Below are 7,904 nucleotides of genomic sequence, written 5' to 3'. Positions count from 1 at the left end.
AATGTAATCGATAAAATTTATGAAACTGGTCGAAAAGTAGCTAAGGGATTTAAAGAAACAATGAAAATTATTTTTGATGAATATCTACCAAAATGGAATTATCGTGCAGTTCCGACTATTTAGCAGACGCTAAAGTTATTAAATTTTCATTCCTAAGGGGGGGTTGGTCTATAATTTCTTGCCCCCCCTTACTAAGGGGGGGTTGGGGGGGTTTGGGAACATTCGCACTCGGATTAAATTCGGCGGGAGGATGCTGATTTTGAGAGAGGAATTGGTACAGTTGAAGTGAATTGTGCGATTAACTTATGCCTCTTACCGAAATTTTACCCCTCCTCAAAGAGTTATCTCACTCCGATCAAATTTTGCTACTAAATTTGGTAGTAGACTAATTATTGAATGAATCAGGTTTAATCCCATTGGATGTTCAGAACAAAGTAGCTAATCAAGGTTTATATGATTCTTTTGAAGCTGCTGCTGGTTTAGCGAAAGCACTAGCAGAGGAAAAAGCGAAGACACATGGTTAATATTGTGCTTTGGTGGTCTAGATGGTTGCTTTTTCGGGGTACACTAAAACTTGATAGAAAACCTGCCTTTGTCTGTGGGAGTTGTTTTCCTCCTCCGAGTTCGGGGCGTCTCAGGAACAGCGGTGAATTTGCTGATTGTTGCGTACATCACAAATTAGCCCAAGTACAGTCTCGGTATTTTTAAAGATGAGGGTAGCCATGAAACGTAAAAAACAAGACCAACTCAGCCGCCGCAATTTTCTACTCGGTTCGGCAATTGTAGGTAGCGGTATTGTTGTCGCAAACCTGCGATCGAAATCTGGGTTAGCACAATCTTCTGCACCGGCAATTATCACCTCGGCTCGGATGCGCCCCAGCATTCCATACGGTGTTGCTAGCGGTGATATTACCGGCAACAGTGCGGTGATTTGGAGTCGGTGCGATCGCTCCTCCCGGATGATAGTCGAATATGACACCGCCGACTCCTTCGGCAACGTGCAGCGCATCATCGGACCTGCAGCGTTGGAAACTAGCGATTACACGGCGCGTATTAACCTGATTGACCTACCAGCCGATCGGCAAATATTCTACCGAGTCAGCTTCCAGAATTTAGCCGATCCAAACATCTACAGCGCCCCCGTTACGGGGAGTTTCCGCACACCTCCAAACAGCAAGCGCGACATCTTTTTTGCCTGGTCGGGAGACACCGCCGGACAGGGTTGGGGTATCAATTCTGAATGGGGCGGCATGAAAATTTATGAAACTATCAGGCAGCTTAAGCCAGACTTCTTCATTCATTCTGGCGATTACATCTATGCAGATAATCCGATTAAATCTGAGGTAAAACTTGACGACGGTAGCATCTGGAAAAACATCACAACAGAAGAAAAGTCAAAAGTAGCTGAAACCTTAACAGAGTTTCGCGGAAATTACATTTACAACCTGCTAGACAATAACATCCGGCGCTTCAACGCCGAAGTGCCTCAGCTAGTTCAGTGGGATGACCACGAAACTACAAACAACTGGTATCCCGGCGAGATGCTAATGAGCGATGACCGCTACAAAGTCAAGAGCAGTTCTTTACTGGCAGCGCGAGGCAAGCAAGCATTTATGGAGTATACGCCGCTCCGCTTCGATGCCAACGACCCAGAACGGATTTACCGTTCGTTCAATTACGGTTCTTCCCTGGAAATTTTTATGCTGGATATGCGTAGCTACCGAGGACTAAACACTACCAACCGTCAGACAGCAGCAAGTGAAGAAACGGCGTTTTTAGGTAATGCTCAAGTTAGCTGGTTAAAGAAAAAATTGCAGAATTCAAAGGCAAGGTGGAAAGTAATTGCTAGCGATATGCCGCTCGGATTGGTGATTGAAGATGGCAAAAACAGCGGCAAATTTGAGAACCTCGCCAATGGAGATGGTCCTGCATTAGGACGCGAACTCGAACTTGCCCAATTGTTGCGCTTTATCCAGCAAAACAATATCCAAAATGTCGTTTGGCTGACCGCTGACGTGCATTATGCTGCCGCGCACTACTACGATCCCGGTCAAGCTCAATTCACTGATTTTAAACCGTTTTGGGAGTTTGTTGCCGGGCCGCTTCACGCTGGAACTTACGGACCAAACAAGCTTGACAATACTTTTGGTCCCTTAGTTAAGTTCCAAAGCTTGCCGCCGGGAGAAGTAGAAAATCTACCTCCTACAAAAGGTTTTCAGTTCTTTGGTACGGTTAAAATTAATGGCGATAGTCAGGTGATGACTGTGGCGCTGCACAACCTTGAAGGCAAAATTCTCTACAGCGTGGACTTGCCGCCGGAGGTTTAAAACAGCTTCTAAACATTATTAGATCATTGCCCGCAACGAAGCAATCCCAATCCCAAGTCTGAGCGATTGCTGCATTTCTATCTGCTGTTTCCTTAAACTTTGATGATTTTTGAGTGCCTTGAAATACTATAGCCAACATCCTAACGCTTTCTCGATCGACTACCTCAACGACTTGCGAGGAGCAATTCTAGCCTCCCCTTATCTAGCAATCAACAACCTCAATCGCGATTTCATTGGCACAAAAGGGTTTTCCGTGGTGTTTCAACGTTCGGAAATCGCCGAAGTAGAACGGCGGTTCCCTTTGTTCAAACCCTATCTAGACCAAGCATTACAGCCTGAATGCAATGCTTTTTACCTCAACCCCCTGTTGCTGGGTGAAGGTTCCCGCGTCGATCCGCATATCGATCGATCTTTGCGATCGTACTGCAAAACGGTTGAACCTCCCGCAGCCGTCAGCGTTTTGTACGTACAAGTACCGCCGAACTTGCAAGGGGGAGAGTTGATACTGCGGCGCAACAAACAGCAAGTCGGGCAGATTAAGCCGCAAGCCAACTCGCTGATCTATTTTCAAGGAGATTTGACTCACTCTGTCAACGCTGTTAAAAGTACCGGAACTCGTTTGAGTTTGGTTTGCGAACAGTACAGTTTGAGCGAAACAGAACTGCAAGATATTCCAGGATTCACAGTGGAATCTAGGGCCGTGAAAGCAAAAATTAAGTAAGGTTTATTCGATCCTGGGTTGGGTCGCTTTCACTTGGGTTTACGGTAAACTTAAGGCTCAATCTAAATTGGGACTTTTGAGCATTTCCATCAACTTCCGCTTCCGACTGTGTACTTGCATCAGTTGAGAACGATAAGCAGACCACTGAATATTTTGCCCAGTGTGTAAATAGGCAGCGCGGGCTTTTTCCAACCACTTAATCGCAAGATTGTACTCGCTTGATTTCCCTTGATCCATAATCGATGCAGCCCGCCCACAAGCATTAGTGATTACCCAATCGGGGCTGTGGCTGATAGCAGCCCCCATTACTCGGTGAATCAGTGCTGAGTGGTAATAACTCAAGCCATCAGCAAGGGCGATCGCATCTTCAATCATTCCCTCATCCAGAAAAATATCAACCTTCGCGTCAGTAAAATTCCAACTTTCATTACTTTTCAGAGTTGCTAACAAATCTGCTTTCAAAGTTGACCAACTATCCCTGGCTAACTCCTTCACTAAACTATAATCGCTAAAAGATGGTTTTAGTTTAAATATCTGGATTCTAGCATTTAACGCAAGTTCGTCTTCGCCCAACTCAACAGCCAACTCACTCATCGATGTTGCCAGTTGGTAATGGCAATGACCTGACAATTTTAACCCAGCTTGGCAAATTTTCAGAGCTTGTTCTAAGGCTCCCTGTTGTTTTAAAGTTTGAACGAGAGCCAAAGCATCTTCCGCTGATTGCATCTGGGTAGCAGCAGCTTCCACTGCTTCTTCTACTCTCCCCAAACGAGTTAACATCGTCAAGTATTGTTGAGCACAACCTTCTGCTTGGGCTAAGTATAAGTATTCTTGATCGCGTTCCTGGCGATCGAGGATTTGCAAGCGAATCAATGCTAAGTCGTGAGCACAGTTTGGTGCGTCACCAGCCCAAACTCCTTGCCCAGTAATGTTTCCTTCCAGTACCTGTTGGAGTAGGGGGTCGTCCCAACCTTGGCGTAAAGCTTCCAAGCTCATGCTGAAATCACAATCCCATTCATCTTGCCAAGCTTCTAACATCACCTGGAGATCAATCTCTTCTTCAGCAGTTAGTTGAGCCGTCAAAATGGCTTCTGTCCAAGCTTCATTCAAAGCGTTAGCTATCTCATAATTTTCAGCGCCATATTCTGCTACATCATTCCAATTTTCAACGCAGGCTGTGGTGATGGCTTCTAAAATTACTAAGGCGTTGTTGCCATCCCCCTGTTCGCTGAATTCCTGGGCTCGCTGAATTACATCTAAAAGTTCTTCTGTAATCGGGTCTTCTTCCTCCCATCCATCCTCGAAACACCTCACAGCCTCTCGCAAAATTCGTCGTACTTGGTGTCGAAAGGGAGCAGGATCGATGGAGGTGTGGCGGGGTGCTTTGGTTGGTTGGTTTGAAGGTGCAGGAATAGCACTTAAGTTAATGTATCGTTCGATCGCATCAATGAGTGATGGTTCTTTTTTTACTAAATGCTGTATTAATTGCTGGGTTTGTACATCGTTGAGGCGATCGAGCAATTGTTCCAGTGTCGGGCGCTGCTCAATTATTTCGGGTTGCCGCAGACACAATAACAGCGTCGCCACAATGTGTTTACACCACCCACCGTTCTCGTAAGCACAAGTGCAGAATAATGTAGATGCTAATCCGGCATCATCAAAGGGCAGGGTAACACGGTAGGGTTCTACTTCGGAACCCTCCACTACTGCTTGCACCATATTGCCACGCCGGACTGCGCTAGTAACATTGCCAGCTAAATAGTAAGCTTCACCCCGCTTGAGGGATTGGGCAGAGGTGTTATGCTCGATCGTTGTTTCACTGAGTTTGGGAATGGGCATGAGACTATGCCTCAGCAGTTAAAGGATTAGACTCGATTTTACCTGAGAAATACACTTGCTATACAATTTAATTGCGTTCCGATTTGAGGTTTCCATCTATTTGAAAAATCTGTAAAGCAAGCACTGAGAACGTTGGCAGCTTAACAAAGCAATCGATCTTGTTATTAGAGCTTTACATTCTGTGACAATGTAAAGTTTATTTGCACCTAGCTAGTTAGCGATCGCTATAATATAAAATACCTTGAAAAAAACTAAGGAGTCTGTGAGAAATTAGTAGTGTTGGCATCCTTTTTAATGGGGTAGGGCTAGAGAAATGTTAGGCTGACAGTCCAGGACGCAAAAACCCAGTTTCTTCACGTAAATTGGCCATTTTAGCTCGATCGCGACAACGAGAAACCGGGTTGTTTGGGTTTAAGCTGTCGCGCATTTAAATTGCATATTCTGGGCGAGCGGGACGCCCACCCCACAAGACTTTTATTGTTTTTTGACAGACAATTTAAATCCCGCAACAGCTTATTCTTTGGTTTAATAGTGTTCCCGTTTCCTATTAAATTAATCATTACGATCGAGTCAGATGAAGAGCGAGCGCGCTTATCATACCTTAATCCAGCAACGCCCGTTCTTCATTTTTCTAATTCTTCAATCTGCTTTCCTATCTGCGGAATGTCGGTTGAAAGCGCGGCGCAAAAAGTCGAGGGCAGACTTGGCTGATATGGAAGCAGTTTTGGAGATACTCAGCTACTTAGAAGAGTCGGACTGAGCGAAGGATGAGCGGAAAACAGAAATTTTGCTAGGGTGGCAAACCTAAAAGTCTGGATTTATAAAGCAGGGAAATTAATGGACACAACTGGACTCGAACCAGTGACCCCTACGATGTCAACGTAGTGCTCTAACCAACTGAGCTATGCGTCCTCACGAATTCCTAATGTAGCAGAACATTCGATCGCCTGTCAAGCATAAATATGAGATTTTTTAAGCGGGCACTCTTGACATCGCCCCTAATGCCCAATCCCCCGCCAAATCTTCACCGTTCGATCGCCCGCACCGCTAGCCAAACTCCCCCCATCAGCACTAAACGCCACCGACAAAACCTCCCCCCCGTGGCCCGTCAGAATTTCCAGCAAACCCCCCGTGCCCGCATCCCACAAATAAATCGTGCCATCCCGACTCCCCGTCGCCAAAACCCGACCATCGGGACTCAACGCCTGACACAAAACATCCCCAGAATTGTCCCTCATACTCCGCAACAGCGTCCCTCGCCCCTGTCCATCCACCCGCCACAGCTTCGCCGTACCATCCCGACTCCCCGTCGCCAAAATCAATCCTTCTCCTACTCCCCCCCTTACCAAGGGGTGGCTGGGGGGGGTCGCAAAAACGATCGCCCGCACCCAATCCCCGTGCTCTGCTAAAGTACAAATCGATCGACCATTTTGCCAATCCCACAACTGCACAGTCTTGTCCCGACTCCCACTGGCCAAAAACTCCCCGCCAGCACTAAAAGCCACCGCCTCCACCCCCCCAGCGTGACCAGTCAAAGCCGACATCCCCTTTCCCTTATTCAAATTCCACAACTGCACAGTTTTGTCCCGACTGCCACTAGCCAAAACCTGACCATCCCGACTAAACGCCACAGCACAAACCCTGTCAGAATGACCAGCCAAAGCGTACCACCACTTACCCTTATTCAAATCCCAAATATGAATCATTTTGTCCCGGCCGCCACTAGCCAAAGTCGCGCCATCAGGACTAAACGCCACACAAGTCACCCAGTCAGAATGACCCGTAAGAGTGTACCACCGCTTACCCGCATCCAATTTCCACATCTCAATCGTCTTGTCCTCACTGCCGCTAGCTAAAGTCGCGCCATCAGGACTGAAAGCTACTGACGTAACAGCATTTGAATGCCCTACCAGAGTATGAACACACCTCCAAGTAGGCGCGCGTGCGGGTACAACCCGCTGCATAGGCGGCACAGGTAAAATTGTGCCTGCAACCGTTGGCGGCACTGCATTCTGCACCACAGGCGTTCTCTGCGGCACGGAAATTTTAGGCGGTGGTAGGGGCGGTGTCCCCATGCCCGCCCCCGCCGACTGAGGCTGCAAATCTTTCAATACCTCAGCTACAGATTTGTAGCGCCGACTGAGACTCGATTCGATCATTTTGTCGAGGATGCGACTTAATTTCGGATCGATTGGAACCTTCAAAAAGTCTCGCCAAACCCAAATATCTTGATTAATATCAAACAAATCAAAAGGAGATATTTGAGTTAGCAAATAAATGCAAGTTACTCCCAAACTGTACAAATCGCTGGCATAAACCGCTTGACCTCTAATTTGTTCCGGCGCCACGAATTCGGGAGAACCGATGACTGTACCGGTTTGTCTCAAACCCTCCACAACTTTTGCAGCGCCAAAATCAACTAAAACTAATTCCCCGGTTAATGTTGGGTAAGTATAAATGATGGGAGTTTGAGAAATGCGACGCCGGATAATATTGGGGGGTTTAATATCTCGGTGAATTACACTGCGATCGTGCACGAACTGCAATACTGGCAATAAATCCTTCAGCAGACTGAGAATCTGACTTTCGCTGAAAGGCCCAGTCCGCGCCAACTCTTCCTGTAAATTCTGACCTTCTATAAATTCCTGTACCAAATACTGATAGCGTTCCTGCTGAAAGTGCGCCAACAATTCTGGAATTTGCGGGTGTTTCCCCAATTCGTCCAGCCGCACCGCTTCTCGGTTGAATAATTCTGCTGCTTTTTCACTGCTGCTAGTACCTTGAGATAGCGGGAAAAACTGTTTAATTGCACAGCGGGGTTTTGAGGGTTTGTCTTGGTCTATGGCTAAAAAAGTGCGACCAAAACCGCCGCGCCCCAGGGGTTTGATGGCGCGGTAACGCTCTCTCAGCAACAGTTTGGAGCCACAATTCAGGCAGAATTGGGTACGATCGGCATTTTGCGGGTTTTGACAGGCGGGGTTTAGGCAGTAACTCATAACTGAACCGAGAAGGAATCA

At 46.9% G+C, this 7,904-nt stretch carries 6 protein-coding genes and 1 tRNA gene; 4 read left to right on the top strand and 3 right to left on the bottom strand.

The genetic code is table 11. From position 1 onward, the window contains the following. The first annotated feature begins 392 nt into the window (after positions 1 to 392). The 3 genes from NDI35_RS17540 (at position 393) to NDI35_RS17530 (ending at position 3,048) form a co-directional block, all read left to right on the top strand. On the top strand, positions 393 to 524 hold the full coding sequence (locus NDI35_RS17540) for a hypothetical protein (RefSeq protein ID WP_445310616.1): 132 nt from the start codon (positions 393 to 395) through the stop codon (positions 522 to 524). Between the two features lie 198 nt (positions 525 to 722). Further along, positions 723 to 2,327 carry an alkaline phosphatase D family protein gene (locus NDI35_RS17535; RefSeq protein WP_445313853.1) on the top strand — a complete coding sequence of 535 codons (1,605 nt, stop codon included), beginning with the start codon at positions 723 to 725 and terminating at the stop codon, positions 2,325 to 2,327. 109 nt (positions 2,328 to 2,436) lie between these two features. Next, entirely contained in the window at positions 2,437 to 3,048 is a 612-nt protein-coding gene (locus NDI35_RS17530; protein WP_015176299.1) for a 2OG-Fe(II) oxygenase, read from the top strand. 57 nt (positions 3,049 to 3,105) lie between these two features. On the opposite strand, the gene NDI35_RS17525 is transcribed toward NDI35_RS17530, so the two are convergent. Beyond that, positions 3,106 to 4,887, bottom strand: a complete 1,782-nt coding sequence (locus NDI35_RS17525) for an SWIM zinc finger family protein (protein WP_445313852.1) — start codon at positions 4,885 to 4,887, stop codon at positions 3,106 to 3,108. 574 nt (positions 4,888 to 5,461) lie between these two features. Between NDI35_RS17525 and NDI35_RS17520 the strand changes: the two genes are divergently transcribed. Continuing rightward, on the top strand, positions 5,462 to 5,647 hold the full coding sequence (locus NDI35_RS17520; RefSeq protein WP_445313851.1) for a hypothetical protein: 186 nt from the start codon (positions 5,462 to 5,464) through the stop codon (positions 5,645 to 5,647). A gap of 78 nt (positions 5,648 to 5,725) precedes the next feature. Here the strand turns inward: NDI35_RS17520 and NDI35_RS17515 are convergent. Together NDI35_RS17515 and NDI35_RS17510 are read right to left on the bottom strand one after the other, a co-directional pair. Further along, a tRNA-Val gene (locus NDI35_RS17515) sits at positions 5,726 to 5,799 on the bottom strand. An 86-nt stretch (positions 5,800 to 5,885) separates the two neighbouring features. Further along, the gene (locus tag NDI35_RS17510; protein ID WP_445313850.1) at positions 5,886 to 7,883 is read right to left on the bottom strand and encodes a protein kinase domain-containing protein; all 1,998 of its coding nucleotides are present in this window, start codon (positions 7,881 to 7,883) and stop codon (positions 5,886 to 5,888) included. Between the last annotated feature and the right edge of the window lie 21 nt (positions 7,884 to 7,904).

It is taken from the genome of Microcoleus vaginatus FACHB-2002 (genome assembly GCF_040004035.1).
GTDB lineage: Bacteria > Cyanobacteriota > Cyanobacteriia > Cyanobacteriales > Microcoleaceae > Microcoleus > Microcoleus vaginatus_C.
This window is presented reverse-complemented; position numbering and strand designations above follow the sequence as displayed.